Origin of the sequence: Bacillus sp. SLBN-46, assembly GCF_031453555.1 — a bacterium.
Taxonomy (GTDB): Bacteria; Bacillota; Bacilli; order Bacillales; family Cytobacillaceae; genus Neobacillus.
This window is the reverse complement of sequence record NZ_JAVIZM010000001.1, coordinates 940146-958552: the sequence shown is the minus strand read 5'-3', so window position 1 is coordinate 958552 and position 18407 is coordinate 940146. Positions and strand designations below refer to the sequence as shown.

Sequence of the window (18407 nt, the reverse complement as noted above, 5' to 3'; positions counted from 1 at the left end):
CCATTTTTGGGACTGTCCCCAAAAATATTTACAATTCTTTCACCATTTTCACAATCTCGTTTTCAAAGTTGAATTTTTTATAGAGATTGATAGCTCTTTCGTTCTGCGCAAAGACATTCAAGGTTAGTTGCTTGTATCCTTTGTTTCTTGTCCACTCCTCGGCCTTCTCCATCAGCTTCCTTGCGATTCCTTTCCCCTCGCCCTCTTTCGCAACGGCAATGGAGGAAATATAGCCTTGTTCTTCTCCGGAAAAGTAATCTACATTTTTTGTCATATGAAGAAAGCCTAATAAGTTTTTTCCCTCATCTTCTACTACAAAAATATCAGAATCAGGATCGTTGCTATGAACCGCGTCTTTGGCCATCTTTAATTGCGCGTCCTTCATTACTTGAGGATCTCGCCACTCCAAAAAATCAAAATCGGTAAAACGAGTCGATAATCCAATGATAAATTCTTTATCAGTTTCTTCCATTTTTCTAATATGTAAGCAATCCATGTTTAATCTCTCCTACCATCCGTTTTTACCTTTATTTTACTATTATTAGGTAAAAGTGACTATTAAATTTATAAATAAATGTAGGTACTGGTGACAAACATCGACCGATTTCCTTATATGCTATACTATTCAAACGTTTGAGTAGAACGGGCTTGAACCGCTTTCTTATTCGGCTACCTCCTAGTTTCTCATAAAAAGTTTGTTGAAAAACTATTTACAAAAGACCTCCTTTTTCAGCAATAAATGAGAAATTTCCCGGGTCATGACATCATTCTCTGAAAATCCCTTTATTCTGCTACTAACCAAACGATTAGTTAAATACGCCTTTATAATTGATAAATGAAGGATTCTACCTCAAAAGACATGGAAAAATTGTAAAAGTTTAGGATTTTTTTATTTTACTAAGGTAATATAATGAATATAAACAGACACTAATGGAAAAGTAGATTAGAGAATGCAGGTGAGAATAATCGCTACTACAACACAACAAAAATCCCCGGTAGCTTTGCTTTTAAAGGGAGAACTCATTCAAAAATTAAAAGTAACGAATAATCAAATGAGTGCCTATTTAGATGATGGCATGCCTCACTATTTAATTGGCAATGAATATCGTTTTTTAGAGAGTGAAGTAAGGACATGGCTGAATACCTACAAACCATCACAGGAACGGCTGGAGAGTGAGTTTCGAGATAAAAAGGGGCGCACTCTAGAAAAATATGTCACGGAAGAAATCATCGTGGAAACACTAAGGATCACAAAAGAGAAATTGGTTGGCCTGTGTAAAAAGGAAATGCCCTTTGAGCAAGTCGGAGAAAAGAAGTTCTTCCACGTTCAGGATATTCTCGATTATTATCGGCAGGGTGCAGCAACGAAAATGGACGAGAAGCAGGTTCAAAATTCCAAGAAAAATACAAAGGGGAAGAAAACGCAGAGTCCTAAGGCAACAACAACTGAAAACTCCATAAAATCATTTTTAATGCCTCTTTGTCAAAAGATCCCTAAGGAGGTACCATTTTTTATCGTTGATGGCTCCTACAGTTCCAATAAGCACCAAGCAGGGACTGGGTTGGTCCTGGTTGAAAATTGGGAAACAGTAACAGGTATATCATCTGTTTGGAATATAAAAACAGCCAAATCAAATGTAAGTGAATTCCTGGCCGTATTGGTCGCATTAAGAATGATAAAAAAGAAAAACATGAACAAAGCCGTAATTGTGACCGACCATGAACATTTGACGAAAGGAAAATCAATAGATAGTAATAAGTACGAAGTCGATACCAGACCTTACATAAAAGAATTAAATGAGCTACGAAAAGAATTACAAGGTAAAGTGGTTATCAAATTTGTTAAGGAATTAAAGGAACAAAATAAAAATGCGCTACATAAAAAGGCCCATAAATTAAGCCAACAATATAAAATAAGCACTTATGAAAGGTTAGAAATATGAAAATCGGGGACAGTCCCCCGCTGCGTTAAAGCGCCGGGTGACTGTCCCCTCCCTTATTATTAAATAAATACTAAAACCCCTACTACAATTAGTAACGCTGCATTTATTATAAAAAATATTTTATTGGTTTTAGACATGTTGTGAATTAGAGTACTTTGGGCCTCCTGCCCACGCTTCAATTCATCAACAAGTGATTGATGATTCTGATTTACTGTTTTACTAACATCCGTCAAAGACGATGTTAGTTCGTTTACACCTTTTTCTTGATTCCGCTTCAATTCTGTTAAACCTTTTAATATGTTCAGTTGCACTTGTTCAATCGATTGTTGTTTAACATCTATATTTTTTGAAGTGGCTTGAAACAGTTCAAGCTTACTCTCCATAATTTCCTGATAGATTTTAAGCTGGTCCCTCGATTGTCCCAAAGTAGCCGAAGTATTTTTTATCTCGGACTGAAACTGTTCAATTAACTTTAAATAGTCAGATGCTTTCTTTACTCTTTTAATTTCCTTACCCAGATCATCAATATGTGCTTCCAATTGTTCAATATGTTCTAGACTTCCCATGGGTAACCTCCATAAGATTGCTCTTTAATTGTAGAATGAAGTGTTTTTAACATACTGCCATAACTGTACCTATCCTCAAGACTTGAATGGATTTCCTTCAAATCTTCCATCAAATCAAACCCATTAGAGATTAATAATACACTCAGCTGTGTTCTCTGCTCACTAGACAAGAAAGCATCAGACTTATCCAAAATGGAGTTAAGCATCTCCTGGCGTACTTCAGGATCCATTTTAGATATTTCACGTATAGCTGAAACCATTCTTTCGCGGTCATCATAAGAATCCAATTCATCCTGGGCTAAACTAACCAAACCATTAATTAAGTTCAAACTAATATCATTATTGTAACTTTCCAAAAAGCGACTAATTGTAATCTTTAAGCTCTTAAAAGTACTAAGTCCACGTGGCTGGTCCTCTTTACCTTCTTCTTGCACATAGAATATTTTAAACCAGTCTTTCAATCTATCTTTTTTAGCAACAATCTCTTCTAAGAGATAAACATCATCGTTTCGCTTAAAATAAACCTCAATCTTTTTCTGCAAGGACTCGCTATCTGTGAACTCATCCGCGTATTGTTTCATTAGTAACATAGAGCGTTTTCTAGAATAAATAACATTATCGTTATACCACTTAAGTAGCACAAATAGGATTCTTTTTAAAAAAGGTTCTTTACTTCCATTAAAACGCTCGATAAGACCAGCATATTGTATTGGAGGCTTTCCTTCTGGTTTCAATGTAAACATCGAATCATATTTATTGATATGCTTCGTTAACTTTTCAATAACGGTTTGTTCCGTCCATTCTCCTAATTCAACCTCAATCTGTCTGCTTTTCCAATTTAAAGTCCAATCTTCAACAATACCAAGTAAAGCCAATCGATAAACACATTTTTCTTCCCTCTCGCGTTCCCTATCATTATAAAAATCTACTATAACCTCATTATTCCCTATTGAAAGTTTGGACTGATAAAACGTATAAATCTCCTCAACCTCAGCTTCAATATCTATTAAATTACTGGTGAGGAAAAATAATAATGTACTAAGGTCACCGGGTAGTTTTTTCATTTCCTCTTTTAATAAAGGTAGATCTGTATTCATCCCGAATATCGTTTGCGATTGAGCTTCATTTAAGGCATCGGGGCTGTAGAAGACAAGACAATTAGAATCTCCCTTGTCACGACCGGCACGGCCAGCTTCTTGATAAAATGACTCTAAAGAGCCCGGAATACCGTAATGAATGGTTTGGCGTATGTTAGGTTTATCTATCCCCATCCCGAAAGCTTTTGTCGCAACCATTACATTAATTTCATCTTTCATAAAAGATTGCTGAACCTGGTCTTTATATTTAGAAAACGTGGTAGTATCCCAATTTTTAGGGGCACTGCCTGAATAAAATCCAGTTGATACCCCAGTTCTAGAGTGAATATGATGACTTAACTCGTAGCAGCCATTCTTACCATTAACTGTGGCTGTAAAAACTAATGTGGCTCCATTTGATAGATTAGTACTTTGTAAAAAGTTAACCAATGATTCCTGCTTATTTTTCCGATTAACTGGAATAATATTAAATTTCAGCTCTTTACGTGTGAAATTGGAAATGGTGATTACATTTTCACCTTCTATCTCTAGCTCCGTCATGATGTCCTTTAATACTTTTGAGGAAGCCGTGGCAGTAAGGGCAAGAAATCTAGCCGATGGAGCAAATTTACGTATCGAATTAGCCAATGCCAAATAGGATGTCCTGAAATCATGCCCCCATTCAGACAAGCAATGGACCTCATCAATAACAGCAATGGATAACGCCTTAGTATAGTTAACCAATAATAATTCATCTCTAAAACCTTTAGCCTGAAAACGTTCAGGTGAAATAATTAAAAAGAAACTCTTTCCTGCTGCAAAATCCTTTAATCGCTTGCTAGACTCCTCTGGTGTTAGATCACCATTTATAAAACTTGCATGCGTTATGTGATGTTTCTTAGTCAAATTGTCTATTTGATCTAACATTAAGGACTTAATAGGAACAACAACAAAACTTATGGCTGGCTGCAGCATGACACATAATTGATAGGTAAGTGACTTACCTCCTCCTGTTGGCAGTAACCCCACAGTATCCTTCCCATTTAAACAATTGATAATTATCTCCAATTGCCCTTCCCTGAACTCTTCAAAACCAAATAGATTTTCCAAAATAAATTCTAAATGCTTCTTATGAGTTTTAGGGGTTAACGAATAAACAACAGGCTCATTCGTTTTAACAGCAAAATAGTTAGCATCATCATCAAAATCCGTTCGTATATGGTAGACATTTGGCTCATAAACCGTATCATCCCAGCGCTTAAATAAATCGATTTTAATATTAACACCCTCTGAATCCCTTGACAATTCTGACTGATTTTCATAAAAAGTTATTTTGATATGAGGCATATTAATCCTAGTATTAAATAATGCTGAAACATGACCAATCCACAGCTCTAAGTCTTTTAACGCTAGCTCTAGATGTTGTTTTGCATCGGTTGTAAATACATTGAAACTCCAGGACTTACTATTAAAAGTGAGAACTCCCCTATCTAGCAGCTCCAAAATAAACACTTGGAAGCGTGCAATTGATGTTAATTGAATTTGTAGCTCATAATCCTTTGGATTAGTATATAGATAGTGCCAATATTGTTCTATTCTTTCTTTATAAACCTTATAAATCTCAATAAAGGTACTTTTAAATTTTTCATAACTTTTATTTCTAATATCCTTCGTATGGATTCTTACAACGGTTATTCCAGCTCTTTCGAAGGCATGGTCTCTTTGTTTATCTAAGAGCATTTGGCGTTTGTGCCCTTCCCCATCTACTTCAATAACCGTTTTAAGAAATGGGAGATAAAAATCAACCATTTGTTTGTTAAATGCATGTGTAATATCAGGAAGAATATCAGAAATTGGACATTCTGCAATCATTAAATTTCTTAAGAAATTGAGTCTATTAAAAATATGCTCTAAGTCATCATAAAATTGATTTGCCGGGTAATCATTATTACTTACATCACCTTTTATCGTCCGTGTCCAAAATAGGTTTTCTCCTGAAATAAATTTTATTTCCTTTAACTGATTTATATAATTCCGATCATTAATACCAAGTTCTTTTCGAAGATATGTTGAGGCGATGGTCGGCGCTCCCCGCATAATCATATTTTGGACGATTCGAATGATATTGGTATAGGGTGTTGTGACCTGGGATTTAGGCAAATTGGTAATGACGAAATTTGAATTCGACCTGCAATAATTAGCAGTAAATTTATTCATGGTTTAAACACCTTCACAGTTACTATTAATACCTCTATTATAGGATTATATTCCTAAAAAAAGGAACCCATTAAAAAGATAATAGATTCCCTTAGCGTATACAAATTTATAAAAATAACATGCTTACCATTCTTCCCAACTTTTTTTAAGCAATAGTAAGAAGTTTCGTTATATAATTGTCACTCTTAACTAAAATAAAGATCCAGAACGTTATTACTGTGAATCTTATCCCACTTCAATTCTGATAGGACAAACTTCCTGCCATATGGAATATACACGTTCTCGTCATTTTCGATTTGGTCGCTGGAAGTTAAAGCGAATCTTTGTAAAACACTATCATGTGTTCCATTTCCTAATATATGTGCACGATAAACTTCTGAGTACGGCACAAGTTGAGGATTCTCTTTTAATGTGCTTACTGATAAATCGACAACAGAATGAGCAAGATGTCGTGGAGTGTTTACATCTATAAAAATAGTAAATGCAGACTTTTTTGGTAATGATGCTAGTAAATCCTTCGGGAATCCCTCATATTGAAATCTTAGATGCATAGGCAAGTTATTTTCATTGATTGCTTTTTCAATAGGAGAGAGTTGAATATGTGTTGCTGCTAAATAGCTTCTAACCGCTAGATTCTGATTTTTTAATAAGTGGGCTGTTTTCCCTAGACTTATGTAGGTCATCATATTATACGGGTCCAAATCTACCGCTTCAATGTAACAATTTTTTGCCGATTCTAAGTTCCCTGCCCTTTTATAAGATACTGCCTTGTCCAATAACTGTTTGACATTGCTCATTTTCCAACACTCCATTAATTGTATTTAAAATCCTACTAGTTAATTATAAGTAAATATATGTTAGCAATAATAGTAAAAATTTCATGTGCTTTATCATTTTTTGACATATTATACAAAAATCTTGGTGAATTGGTACTAATCATTTGTTATAGTGAATTAGTAACAATATTATGAAAAAAATAGTTATTTGAAACATTCATACGAAAAGTGGGGACGAATATGTTTACAATTCTTATTATCATCGCAATTATTTGGTTCTTTTCAAGCGCTTCTGGCTCTAGTTCAAACTCTAATCCTAGCTCTAGTTCAAGTTCTAACTATAGTTCCAGTTCAAACTCTAACACTACGCTCCACTCAAACACCCATCAAAAAACAAGCTATAACCATACTCCCAATCCAAGTTATACAAATATGACTTGCCCACGTTGCAGCAAAACTTCGTCCGTTCAAGTAAATAGCTATTCAAAGGTTTGCAGCAGCTGTGGTTGGCAGCAACTAAAGCTTATATCCATACAACGGTCAAACTAGCCGGCGTAACCTATGAAGGCAGACAAGGAATAATTGCTAGTTTGAGTGTGTACGATCAAATTACCATTAGACGTGATAGGAACAATGCCTATGATAGAAATGCGATAGGAATCTATAATAGCCGCAACCAAAACATCGGCTGGGTCCCGCGTGACGCTGCCGCTAACCTTGCACCAAAGATGGACTCAGGTGTTACGGTTTATGCAAAAATCAATAAAAAATTAGGGGGAAATGGCTATAACTATGGACTAGAAGTAATCCTTTCCACTGATTCTGAAAAAATTAAAAACCATCAGCCGGTGGCACCTGCTGTTCAAACAAATAAACTATCACACTATGCATCCAAGCCTACTAGCTATGCGAGTAGTCATTACAGAAGTGATGATTATGACGATTATGATGATTATCCGTCGCACAACTATTTTTGGGATGAGTCTGACAGAGGAAGCGATGACTACGATCCAAGCGAGGACTGGACGGATCTATACGAATACAACGAAAACCATTAATTGATAAACATAAGAGAGCATGCTTCTTTTAGAGCAGCTCTCTTATGTTTGGGGACAGTCCCCCGGCGCATTTTGCGCAACGGGGGACTATCCCCTTTTTTGTTATTAAATGTCTCTCCGACGCTGTCTTAAAATAGCGCCTGCTCCAATAATGATGAAGAGGATACCTGCGAGTAACCAGTTATACATGTTTGTTGCTGTTGCTGGGAGTTCTGAATCGTTGGAAGATGGTTCTTCTTTTGCGACCAAATCACTTGGTGCAAACACAGCAAACGTGCTAAAGTGGTCAGTTTTTCCTGTGACCTGACCGTCTTTCAACGTTCCGCCTACAAGCTCCCATTTCTTATTCCCTTCATTCCAATAATACACCTGTAAATCTCCGGCATGTGCCCCTTCAACCGAAAACGCAAGTTCAATTGAGTGGTCAAACTGATGAATCACCTGATCTCCGAGCGTAATCGTAAAGTTATACACCGCGCTTCTCGCCAGGTCAGAAAATGGAAGCTTCTTCGGATCCTTTGCTACCCGTTTCAAACTAATCGTTAGCGCTCCGCCCTTCGCAAAGTTGACTGCCGGAATCACCAGCTGGACATCATCCTTCACGATCTTAATCACAGCCTGTCTCTCAACCAAGATCTCTAGCTGCTCTGCGGTAAACTGAACGTCTTTTACATCATCCAAGCTCTTCTTTAAATTCACAACCAGCGTCCCTTGATAATCAATCAAGTTCACCTGTTCATCCGAGAAGCTTACCGATTCACCATGCTTCATAGGCTTGGTAGGCACAAGCTTCTGCAGACGCAGAACCTCAATCGTATAGACTGTGACTTCACCATGTTGAGCCGTTACTTCAATCGTTATCGTGTTTTTTCCATAATCTAAAGAAACTGCCTCACTCTCTTGACCACTCGTGTTCGTCTTCTCATTTATGGTCACCTTCGCGTTTCCATTCGTTGTCGTTGGAGTAAGGGTAATCGAATCCGTATCGTCTTCGACAATGACATGATAATTAGTCAGACCTGGTTTGAAATCAGGCTTTAACTTGCCCTCACTTACCGTTAACTGACTTAATGTCGCATCCACAGATAGAACATGAACGAGAGCAGTGGCCGGAGTTTGGTGCTTGCCATCACTCACGCTGATCGTTAGGGTATGCTTGTCTTTTACTGCTGCATTCAACAAGGACGCGTCTGCGACTGTCACTTCCCCAGTCGTTTTACTCACGTTAAAAATCCCTTCGTCATTTCCAGCAGTAACCGTATAGGTAACGGCATCCTGATCGGCATCGCTCGCCTTCACGGTTCCAAGCACCGTTCCGTTAGCTGCCTTTTCATCGATGGTAAACTCAGCGTCTTCCACTACTGGCGCATTATCATTGACATTTTTCAGATGGATTGCCACCTTAGATTCTGCCGTATGTGTTCCATCACTGACCTCCACTTTCAACGTGAAATCTTGAACCACTTCATAATCAAGTTTGGCCGCGTTCGCTACTGTTATTTTTCCAGTAGCAGCATCAATGGCAAAGGCCTCCGCCTCGTTTCCGGAAACGATACGATAGCTTAACGCATCTCCATCCGCATCACGGCCTGTTACCACACCCACTTCGGTATCATTTGCCGTATTTTCATCGATGGAAGTCACGATATCCTCCACAACCGGTGCGTTGTCATTCACATTATGAACGTCGACCGTCACACTTGCATTCGCCGTTTCTGCTCCATCACTTACCTTTACGGATAAAATAAAGCTTTTCACCGTCTCGTAATCTAGTTTGCTAGTATCCGCTACGGTTAATTTTCCTGTATCAGCATCCAACGCAAAAGCACCCGAATCATTGCCAGCGACAATTTGATAGCGGAGTGTGTCTCCGTCAGCATCGCTTCCGGTAACCGTACCTACCACTGTACCGTTTGCCGCATTTTCATCCAGACCAAACACCGCATCGCCCACAACTGGTTGGTTGTCGTTCACATTGTTTAAGTTTACCGTCACCGTTGTGTCCGCTGTATTCAAGCCATCATTTACTTTTACTTTAAAAATAAACCCTTTTACAGTTTCGTAATCTAGTTGGCTCGCATCAGCAACCGTGACTTCACCCGTCTTTGCATCAATCGCAAAAGCACCCGCTTCGTTCCCAGCGGTAATCTCATACGTTAACACGCTACCCGCATCTGCATCGGTTGCGGTCACTGTGCCCAATACTGTACCATTCGCGGTATTTTCATCGATGGACTTCGTAAATCCTTGTGGCACGGGACGGTTGTCATTTAAGTCATTGACATGAATCGTAATCGTCGCCGTATCCGTACCTGCCGTTTGAACCGCATCTAGTGCAGTGACTAATGAATAAGATGACAGTCCCTGCACTGGAGCCGCCACATCACTAGCTTGTACCGTAACAACATAGGTAGTTTTCGCTTCATAATCTAGCAGACTACCATCTGCTACCATGATTTCCCCTGTTGCCGAGTTAATTGCAAAAGCACCTGTTTCGTTCCCAGAGACAAGGGAGTAGCTGAGTGTGTCGCCATCCGCATCAGTTCCAGTAACCGTTCCAACCGCGGTTCCATTTCCCGAATTTTCATCGACGCCAAACACCTTATCCCCCACAACCGGATGGTTGTCGTTCAAATTGGTTAGGTTAATCGTTACAGTTGTAACCTCTGAATGGGTTCCATCGCTTACTTTTACCGATAAAATAAACCCTTTAACTGTCTCGTAATCTAGCTGGCTCGCATCAGCAACCGTGACCTCACCCGTCTGGGCATCGATCGCAAACGCACCCACTTCATTACCAGAGGTAATTTCGTAGGTTAACGCGCTGCCCGCATCCGCATCGTTCGCAGAAACGGTGCCAACAACGGTGCCATTTGCGCTATTTTCATCTATTGACTTCGTAAATCCTTGTGGCACGGGACGATTATCATTTAAGTCATTGACGTTTATCGTAATTGTCGCCACGTCGGTTTCCGCAAGAGCACTTGCAAACAATTGCTTCACTTGCTGGTAAGCCGTTAAGCCTACCAAAGGAGCGACGACGTCACTCGCTCTTACCGTTAAGACATGTGATGATTTCGTTTCATAGTCTAGTTGACTGCCGTCCGCAACCGTAATGGCTCCCGTTGCCGAATCAATCGCGAAAGCCCCGGTTTCATTTCCGGAAACGATAGAATAGGTTAATCGGTCACCATCGGCATCGGTTCCGACCATCGTTCCAACACCCACACCATTTGCCGCATTTTCATTCACCTGGAACACCGCACCGTTCACAACCGGACGGTTATCATTTAGGTTATTTAAATGAACGGTAACAGTTGTGTCTGCCGTATTCGCTCCATCACTTACTTTTACTGATAAAATAAACTCTTTAACTATCTCGTAATCTAATTTCGTTGCATCTGCCACCGTTACTACCCCACTTTGAGGGTCAATCGCAAACGCACCTAGTGAGTTTCCAGAAGTAATGCTGTACTCAAACTGGCTGCCAGCATCTGCATCCTTCGTTGTGACTGTGCCAATTACTGTTCCATTGGCTAAGTTCTCGTCAACGTTAGCCGAAAACCCTTGTGGAACAGGACCATTGTCGTTTAAGTCTGCAACGTTTATTTTTACAATAGCAGTAGTGGTTTCGAGCCCGTCCGTTACCTCAATCGCTAATGTATAGGAAGTCGTCGTCTCAAAGTCTAGCAAGCTTCCCGTTTGAACCTTGATTTCCCCTGTGGCTGCATTCAGACTGAACACACCGTTCGTGTTGCCTGAAAGAATTCGATAACTTAGCAGCTGGCCATCCCCATCACTCGCCTGTAACGTACCAACGATCGTACCTGCTGCGGCATTTTCATTGACGCTGAAGGTGGCATCCGCTGTCACAGGTGGATTGTTACGAACAACATTGACGGTATACGTCGTGGTGGAGCCATTCTGAGCAGTAACGACTACCGGAATCGAATTAGTTCCTGCATGAAGCGCAATCGCTCCTGTTTGCTGCCCACTAGTGATCACCGAACCTGCAACAGTAACAGTGGCAAAAGAATCCGCCACTGTTGGAGTCAAACGGATCGAAGCCGTAGTGGAAGGAACAGTCACCTGGTAATCCTTGGTCATTGCGGAAAAAGAAGGGGTTAATTCCCCTGTACTCACTGTTAAATTGCTTAAATTTGAATTATTGGAAAGCTGTCTTGAGACATTTACCGTGTAGGTTTTAACAGACTTGCCATCCTCTGCGGTGACTTGAACCGTAATTGTGTTACTGCCCACGTTTAACGGTACCGTTACTGCTGCGCCACTTGGCCCGGCTTGTCCATTGACCTTAACGGTTGCTTTTGCATCCGCAACGGTCGGTGTGACATCGACGGTTTGTACCGCATAGCCCACGGAGGCATCGTATGCATATGTTCCCGATGAAAAACCAGGAGTTAGAGCTCCAGCACTAAGCGTTAAGTTACTTAAATCTGCATTGGTGGATAGCTTAGCCTGTAGACCGAAGTCTTCGCTGGTCGCACTTAAGTAGGATATTTTTCTTAATCCATTATCTAACATGACGATCATGAAATTCCCATTCGCATCAACAGAATAGGTTAATTCGCTTGGTGTAAGATCGATTAACGTTGGAGAGACTGCCTTTGTTCCCTTCGTCCAAGCACTTCCATCCTTCACCATCGCGAAAAAGCCTAATTCAGAAGGCGGCCAATCCCACGATTCAGAATACATTAACAAGGTTGGTTTGTCGTTTAAGAAACTAACCATGACCGGATAGGATATCTTTTGCTGATCGTTGTAAACTTGTTCCTTTTTCCAAGTCCCCGACTGATTGGTTTGGAAATAAGTATCAAAAGGGGTGAATTCCGTATAGTAGTTGCCAGTATAATAGGAAAAATAAACCTTACCGTTGCCATCCAAAGTAAATGGTGTATAGTAGTAGTTTTTCTGGTCAGCTACAGCATCGGTAATTTTCTCTGCCGCAGGAAAGGCGCTGTCCGTCGTTTTCTTGTGAGTATAATAGTAGTTTCCATAGTAGGTATTTTGGTTGTCTTCTTTTACATAGGTAATGTGAATCGTATCATTTTTGTCTATTTCAATTTGTGGGTCTTTGACTTCATCGATTGCGCTAGTTCCGCTCGCGATTGTCTTCACTACCCATGATCCCGATTGATTCGTCGCATAATGAATCTCATATTTTCTTGGATCGTTTGCATCGTTGAATAGGTAGGCAATATGGGCCTTCCCTTGTGAATCAACAGCTATACTTGGGTTGTACATGTTCTTCCAACCATAAGGATCGGAATAGGCTTCTATGTTTTGGAAAGACCAGCTTCCATTTTTATACACACCGTATTTGACGCCTCGATAGCTCGTTGTACCTGAGCCCTGGTAAAATAAAAATGCGGCATGAATAGTTTCATTGGTATCCACCGCTATATCTGACTGGCCGCTAAACCCGGTATCGCCACTGGCGCTAGTTGTAATGGCGGTGATTTCGTTCCAGCTTTGATTCGCCCATTTTTTCACAGCAATCGCCGTACTATTTTTCACATGGGACAGGTATTGATTCCCACTAGGACTGAACACGAGATTGCTATACGCCCACGTATTCTGAGTAAATTCATGAATCGCGCCTTCTTTCACGGTACTGCTCACCGCATAGGCTCGCTGCGGATTGAATGCGCCTGAAAACGCAATTTGTAAAAGTAGAATAAATGCAACAAGTGCTCGAAGATTTAATAATTTCAAACGGATCTTCCATCCCTTCTTTGTATGGATCATTATTGAGCAATCTTTCTTCTGAAAAAACACCCCCAAACCTGTTTTGGAAATTATAAAACGCTTTCAAAAAACTATGTGGTTTGTCCTCATATTCTAAATACCAAGCTTGAGAGACTAGTTGTTTAATAGATCCAAGAATTATCACAATTTGTAGAAAATTATACCAATAAACAGTAGGACTTTCAACATAGGAAAAAAGAGGTGGGGGACAGTCCCTCACTGCGCTAAAGCGCCGGGGGACTGTCCCCACAAAAGAGTCAGCAAAGGACATGTGAGGCACAAAATACGACATTTCAGCACGAGCGAATTGTCTAATAATTGAATTATAGGTATGATGAATGGAAGAGGGGGTCATCTCCTTTACGTCTATTGTTATTTCACCCCCTCTTGCTTCTTTAAAATACTAGAGTCACTAGACCGAATAATCGTACAAGCTGTCCTAGACGGGCGGCTTTTTTTGACGCGAATTCCCTAGACGTGATTCGACAACAACAATCTATTATACTAAATAGAAAAAATGGACGAGTGAGACTTCATTTCCTCACCATTCAAAAGTATACCTGTGGCTATTCACACACTCTGACAAAGGGGAAACCGGAATGATAACAATTAAGGAATATCTCGTTAATGCCGCTATCATCATTTCCATTATTTACTTATCGAGCTTTATTCATAAACATCTGCTGGTGGACATGAAAAAAGGTCTCAAAGCCCTCTGTTTCACAGTTGTCGCCATCTTCACTGGTTGGTGTTCGATGTTTTTTGGGATCCACTTAAACGATTCTGTCATTTTTGACTTACGATTCGTTCCCATTATAATTGCTGCCCTGCATTACAGAAATCCCCTTACCATACTGGCCATCGGTGTGGGAATTGGACTATTACGATTATCCTTTGGAATCACCCCTGCTGCGGTAGTGGGTTTTATGAACATGGTCGTTCTCTCTCTGTCTGCTGTACTCCTTACTTGGATTTCAAAAAACTGGAGCAATTATAAAAAGGTACTATTCACAGTTCTTATTCTAAACCTTCTCAACATAGTGGTTTCGATGATTTTTGGGGTACTTTCCGTTAAAAACTACCTCCTTCTCATTCTACCAACGGCATTGCCCATGAACATCCTTTTCAGCTTGTTGCTGCTTTGGATTGTAAAGGACTTAAAGAATGAGTATATACACAAAATTGAATTATGGAATCGTGCCAATAAAGACCCACTGACAAAAGCCTATAACAGAAGGGCTTTCAAGCATTTTTATCAGGAATATGTTTTCGAGAAAAAAGAGACGTATCCATTGTCTTTGGCATTTATTGATATCGACCATTTCAAAAAAGTAAATGATACGTACGGCCACCTTGTAGGGGATGTCATTCTAGAAAAGGTCAGTCGTCTTGTCTCTGATCACTTAAGAGATGGGGACATTTTTGCCAGATACGGCGGTGAAGAGTTTGTCGTGATTCTGCCCTCCTGCATGAAGGAACAGGCCACAAGTGTAATGGAAAATATCCGCCAAACGATTGAAAACTACCCATTCCTGGTCAACGACCTGACCATATACATCACGCTTTCCATCGGCATCGCAAGCACAGAGACCACCGCTCCGAAATACTTGCTAAAAACAGCAGACGAAGCCGTATACCTAGCAAAGGAAAACGGCCGTAACCTGGTTAAATATGGGGACAGTCCACATTTTATAGAATAAGAACGTCATCTCAGGCACATGCTAATGGTAAATAATTCATAAAAGGTGCCTCAATGGATAATTATACAAATAAGAATACGGCTAGAAGGTATGTAGCCCATGTTAGCATATTAGGAACGACGCAGCTGCATTTGAGGAATCCTTATATTATTGCTTGGTGGTCGGCCGCCTTCCCAGGGTTCGGACACATGCTTTTATCGAAGTACCTAAGAGGATATGTTCTATTTATTTGGGAAGTCCTCGTTAACCTCAAAGCCCATGTGAATCTTGCCATGATTTATTCGTTTGAAGGAAACATAGAATTGGCTAAAGAGGTTCTAGAAACAAATTGGCTCCTGATGTACATTCCTGTTTATTTGTTTGGAATCTGGGACAGCTACCGAACGACCGTAGATATGAATAAGGTGTATCTTCTAGCGGAAAATGAGGGGCATCGTTACAATTCATTTGCTTTAGGTTCATTAGAAATCAACTACCTAGACAAAAGAAAACCGCTCCTAGCCGTTATGTGGTCACTCTTTACCCCAGGTTTAGGACAGCTTTATATTCATAGGATCTTGACGGCATTTTTTATCATCTTCTGGTTGGTCGTGTTCTTTTATTTCTCCCATATTCAAGAGGCCATTTCTCTTTTGTTTTTAGGAAAAATAAAAGAAGCTACCGCTGTTATTAAACCGGAATGGCTTCTGTTTATCCCCTCGCATTATGGGTTTGCGATTTATGATTCGTACATGAATACGGTTGAAAATAATAAGCTCTTTGAAAAAGAGCTGAGAAGTTATTTAAAGGAACATTACCAAAATGAAAACTTTCGTATACTAAAGGACCAAAAGGTGAAGTGATAACTTGCAAGTATTTTCAACATTTGAGACGACCGGTTATTTAGAATTGGCTATTTCCACATTGGAGAAAAAAGGGATTAAAAGAGAAAGCATCTATGTCGTCCCACTAGATAATCGCACAGAGGACCGTAGATTATTTGATTCCATCCATCGCTCAGATGGAACCACTCTGATTGATATTGGGATGGCACTAGCTACAGCCTTTTCAGTTATTGGTGCAAGTATTGGTTTTAAACTATCATGGGGGCCTATTTATTGGGGGTTAATCGGAGCAGTTGTCGGTTTTGTTGTTGGTCTTGCTATCCGGCTTTTTATTGAAATGGTCCTGAAAAAGCGGAAAAGAGTTTTAAAAGGGAAGCATTCCGAAATCATTGTCATTATTGACTGTGAAGAATCACAATCCGAGACCATCGAATCCATCCTTTGGAACAACTTCGCCATCGGAGTAGCACAAGTAAAATAAATATCGGGGACAGTCCCCCACTGCGCTAAAGCGCCGGGGGACTGTCCCCAATATTATTCTTCCTCTTCTTCTTCGACTTCCTCTTCCTCTGTCTCATCCTGCAACCGTTGGATTTCCTCTGTTAGCTGCTCAAATGCATGGATTCGAAACTTGGCACTGGCGATCAGATCATCGATAATCTGTATGAAGCTGTCATATTCAACGCCGTTTTCACTACATTCTTTTATCAGCTTTAAAAAATCATCTTCATATAAATGATATCTCTCTTTGAACGTCTCATCCTTCATGGTTAAAAAATACTCTTCATCCACTACAAATTCATTGAATACCTTCTTTGTTAACCGGTGCTTCGTCACTTCTATTTCTTCTTGGTCCTTTTTATCTTTGTAATGCTGAGCATCCTCATACTCGGAGCAAAGCGTGGCATATATTTTCTCAAGCAGCTCAGTCGGTTCTAAATACTTCAAGTCCGCCATAAAAAGCCTCCAAAAAAACCTCTTTACTCTATTTATTGCCAAACAGAAGACTTTCAACCCCCAAATTGGGGACAGTCCACCGTTGCATTAAAGCATTAAGGCACTAGGGGACTGTCCCTCCAGCTTATTCATCACAAAACGAATATAGTTATCCCTCTTAGGTTCTGGGTAATAAGAAAATATTCTTTCTGTTGTGACAAACGGATGCTGGGAATCGACTAAAAAGGCAGAATAACTGCTCCAGAGGTAATCCTCAGGATATTGGACCATTTCCGCTTCGACCGGATTCCAATGAATGTACCGGCTTGCTTCAAGAAAATAATTAAGCGAATCAATGAGCTGAGCATCATAGCGTCCCTGGAACAGATGCCCCACCAATTCGTGACGTTTATTAAAATACATGGCATAACAGGTATGGAGCATTTTCATGATGTGCTTTGGGTGATGGTCGCTGGTTTCTAATAGAAGATGAATATGGTTAGGCATGAGGCAATAGGAGTGGAGTATAAACGGAAATTTTCGTCGGACTTTCTGGATTAATTCTACATAAGTGAGATAATCTGCATCATCCACAAAAATCGCTTCCTTTCGATTTCCGCGACTCGTGATATGATACGTGGCACCAGGAATCCAAACACGTGGCTTTCTTGACAAAATATAAACACCTCTACTTTCCAAATGGTTTGGTATAACAATTACACAATTCGACACCCACAATCTTTTTCCTTCTTATTGATAAAAAATAAGGGGACAGTCCCCTACTGCGTTTAAGCAGTGAGGGACTGTCCCCGCTCATTATTTACTTAACTCAATAATAGCGAAAAGCTTAAGTGCTTCGTATTCTTCTGGTGTTAGGCGCTTCATAACAGTTGCCTTAATTTCAGCTTTCTTTTCAGGCGTAACTCCACCTTTTACTGCATTCGCATAACTCATTAGCTCATTCATCGTAAATTTCGACAACAAAAATGTCGTCACTTGATCTTTGGAGGTGAATTTTAGCTTAGATCCACCCTTGGTAGAAGTATTCCCATCAGAAGAAGTCGTACCTGATTTCTGCTTACTCGTAATATTTACCGCAACCGTCTCGTTACTTTTCGAAGCAACAAGCGGAGCATCCTCCGAGGATTCCACAGCATACTTGGTCAGTATTTCCTCCTTCTTATCTGCTCCCACTTCATCCTCAATCATTTGCTGGATGCCAGGTTCAGTCAGTAAGGCCTGAATATCTTCTTTTGGTATTTGTTTAGATACCTCTTCAACGACTTTTTCAGATGCGAGATTCATCACTACTTGATAGCCAACCAAGCCAAGCATAAGTAAAACAAGCAATGGCATCCCAAGCTTAAACGGGGTCTTGATTTCTTTCATTCTAATTTTCATTATTCAACTTCCTTATTAAAATAAATGTCGATTTTTGCTCACAATATACTATATTTTCATTCCATTTACATAAAAAGTCAATAATAAAATATCCTTCCAAACTAAAAAAGGGGACAGTCCCCCGGCGCTTTAACGCAACGGGGG

General features: G+C 39.9%; 13 protein-coding genes. 5 read left to right on the top strand and 8 right to left on the bottom strand.

The window, feature by feature from the left end:
* Positions 1-28: 28 nt before the first annotated feature.
* The gene (locus QFZ87_RS05000) at positions 29-496 is read right to left on the bottom strand and encodes a GNAT family N-acetyltransferase (protein ID WP_309858539.1); all 468 of its coding nucleotides are present in this window, start codon (positions 494-496) and stop codon (positions 29-31) included.
* A gap of 454 nt (positions 497-950) precedes the next feature.
* Between QFZ87_RS05000 and QFZ87_RS04995 the strand changes: the two genes are divergently transcribed.
* The gene (locus QFZ87_RS04995) at positions 951-1943 is read left to right on the top strand and encodes a ribonuclease H family protein (protein ID WP_309858536.1); all 993 of its coding nucleotides are present in this window, start codon (positions 951-953) and stop codon (positions 1941-1943) included.
* Between the two features lie 59 nt (positions 1944-2002).
* Here QFZ87_RS04995 and QFZ87_RS04990 read toward each other — a convergent pair whose 3' ends face one another.
* The 3 genes from QFZ87_RS04990 to QFZ87_RS04980 form a co-directional block, all read right to left on the bottom strand.
* A complete protein-coding gene (locus QFZ87_RS04990) occupies positions 2003-2509 on the bottom strand; it encodes a hypothetical protein (RefSeq protein WP_309858533.1) in 507 nt (168 codons plus the stop codon).
* Positions 2497-5802: a RecQ family ATP-dependent DNA helicase gene (locus QFZ87_RS04985; protein ID WP_309858530.1), complete on the bottom strand. Its 3306-nt coding sequence runs from the start codon at positions 5800-5802 to the stop codon at positions 2497-2499. Before QFZ87_RS04985 ends, QFZ87_RS04990 begins: the two co-directional genes overlap by 13 nt.
* A gap of 185 nt (positions 5803-5987) precedes the next feature.
* Positions 5988-6599 (bottom strand): tetratricopeptide repeat protein, encoded by a 612-nt coding sequence (locus tag QFZ87_RS04980; protein WP_309858527.1) that lies wholly within the window; start codon positions 6597-6599, stop codon positions 5988-5990.
* A 485-nt stretch (positions 6600-7084) separates the two neighbouring features.
* Between QFZ87_RS04980 and QFZ87_RS04975 the strand changes: the two genes are divergently transcribed.
* The gene (locus QFZ87_RS04975; RefSeq protein WP_309858521.1) at positions 7085-7636 is read left to right on the top strand and encodes an HIRAN domain-containing protein; all 552 of its coding nucleotides are present in this window, start codon (positions 7085-7087) and stop codon (positions 7634-7636) included.
* A 105-nt stretch (positions 7637-7741) separates the two neighbouring features.
* Here QFZ87_RS04975 and QFZ87_RS04970 read toward each other — a convergent pair whose 3' ends face one another.
* Positions 7742-13369: a cadherin domain-containing protein gene (locus tag QFZ87_RS04970; RefSeq protein WP_309858517.1), complete on the bottom strand. Its 5628-nt coding sequence runs from the start codon at positions 13367-13369 to the stop codon at positions 7742-7744.
* Between the two features lie 632 nt (positions 13370-14001).
* Between QFZ87_RS04970 and QFZ87_RS04965 the strand changes: the two genes are divergently transcribed.
* The 3 genes from QFZ87_RS04965 to QFZ87_RS04955 are packed head-to-tail and all read left to right on the top strand — an operon-like array spanning position 14002 to position 16407.
* A complete protein-coding gene (locus QFZ87_RS04965; protein WP_309858514.1) occupies positions 14002-15102 on the top strand; it encodes a GGDEF domain-containing protein in 1101 nt (366 codons plus the stop codon).
* A 53-nt stretch (positions 15103-15155) separates the two neighbouring features.
* Positions 15156-15944, top strand: coding sequence for a hypothetical protein (locus QFZ87_RS04960; RefSeq protein WP_309858512.1), 789 nt, complete (start codon positions 15156-15158; stop codon positions 15942-15944).
* Between the two features lie 4 nt (positions 15945-15948).
* The gene (locus tag QFZ87_RS04955; RefSeq protein ID WP_309858509.1) at positions 15949-16407 is read left to right on the top strand and encodes a hypothetical protein; all 459 of its coding nucleotides are present in this window, start codon (positions 15949-15951) and stop codon (positions 16405-16407) included.
* Between the two features lie 53 nt (positions 16408-16460).
* Here the strand turns inward: QFZ87_RS04955 and QFZ87_RS04950 are convergent, their stop codons facing one another.
* The 3 genes from QFZ87_RS04950 to QFZ87_RS04940 form a co-directional block, all read right to left on the bottom strand.
* The gene (locus QFZ87_RS04950) at positions 16461-16883 is read right to left on the bottom strand and encodes a hypothetical protein (protein ID WP_309858506.1); all 423 of its coding nucleotides are present in this window, start codon (positions 16881-16883) and stop codon (positions 16461-16463) included.
* Between the two features lie 87 nt (positions 16884-16970).
* Positions 16971-17537, bottom strand: a complete 567-nt coding sequence (locus QFZ87_RS04945; protein WP_309858503.1) for a transposase — start codon at positions 17535-17537, stop codon at positions 16971-16973.
* Between the two features lie 141 nt (positions 17538-17678).
* Positions 17679-18263 (bottom strand): hypothetical protein, encoded by a 585-nt coding sequence (locus QFZ87_RS04940; RefSeq protein WP_309858500.1) that lies wholly within the window; start codon positions 18261-18263, stop codon positions 17679-17681.
* Positions 18264-18407: the final 144 nt, after the last annotated feature.

What these genes read in the sequence shown, in the direction of transcription:
- QFZ87_RS05000 (WP_309858539.1), bottom strand. Translation starts at nt 496, where the DNA reads ATGGATTGCTTACATATTAGAAAAATGGAAGAAACTGATAAAGAATTT.
- QFZ87_RS04995 (WP_309858536.1), top strand. Translation starts at nt 951, where the DNA reads ATGCAGGTGAGAATAATCGCTACTACAACACAACAAAAATCCCCGGTA.
- QFZ87_RS04990 (WP_309858533.1), bottom strand. Translation starts at nt 2,509, where the DNA reads ATGGGAAGTCTAGAACATATTGAACAATTGGAAGCACATATTGATGAT.
- QFZ87_RS04985 (WP_309858530.1), bottom strand. Translation starts at nt 5,802, where the DNA reads ATGAATAAATTTACTGCTAATTATTGCAGGTCGAATTCAAATTTCGTC.
- QFZ87_RS04980 (WP_309858527.1), bottom strand. Translation starts at nt 6,599, where the DNA reads ATGAGCAATGTCAAACAGTTATTGGACAAGGCAGTATCTTATAAAAGG.
- QFZ87_RS04965 (WP_309858514.1), top strand. Translation starts at nt 14,002, where the DNA reads ATGATAACAATTAAGGAATATCTCGTTAATGCCGCTATCATCATTTCC.
- QFZ87_RS04960 (WP_309858512.1), top strand. Translation starts at nt 15,156, where the DNA reads ATGGATAATTATACAAATAAGAATACGGCTAGAAGGTATGTAGCCCAT.
- QFZ87_RS04950 (WP_309858506.1), bottom strand. Translation starts at nt 16,883, where the DNA reads ATGGCGGACTTGAAGTATTTAGAACCGACTGAGCTGCTTGAGAAAATA.
- QFZ87_RS04940 (WP_309858500.1), bottom strand. Translation starts at nt 18,263, where the DNA reads ATGAAAATTAGAATGAAAGAAATCAAGACCCCGTTTAAGCTTGGGATG.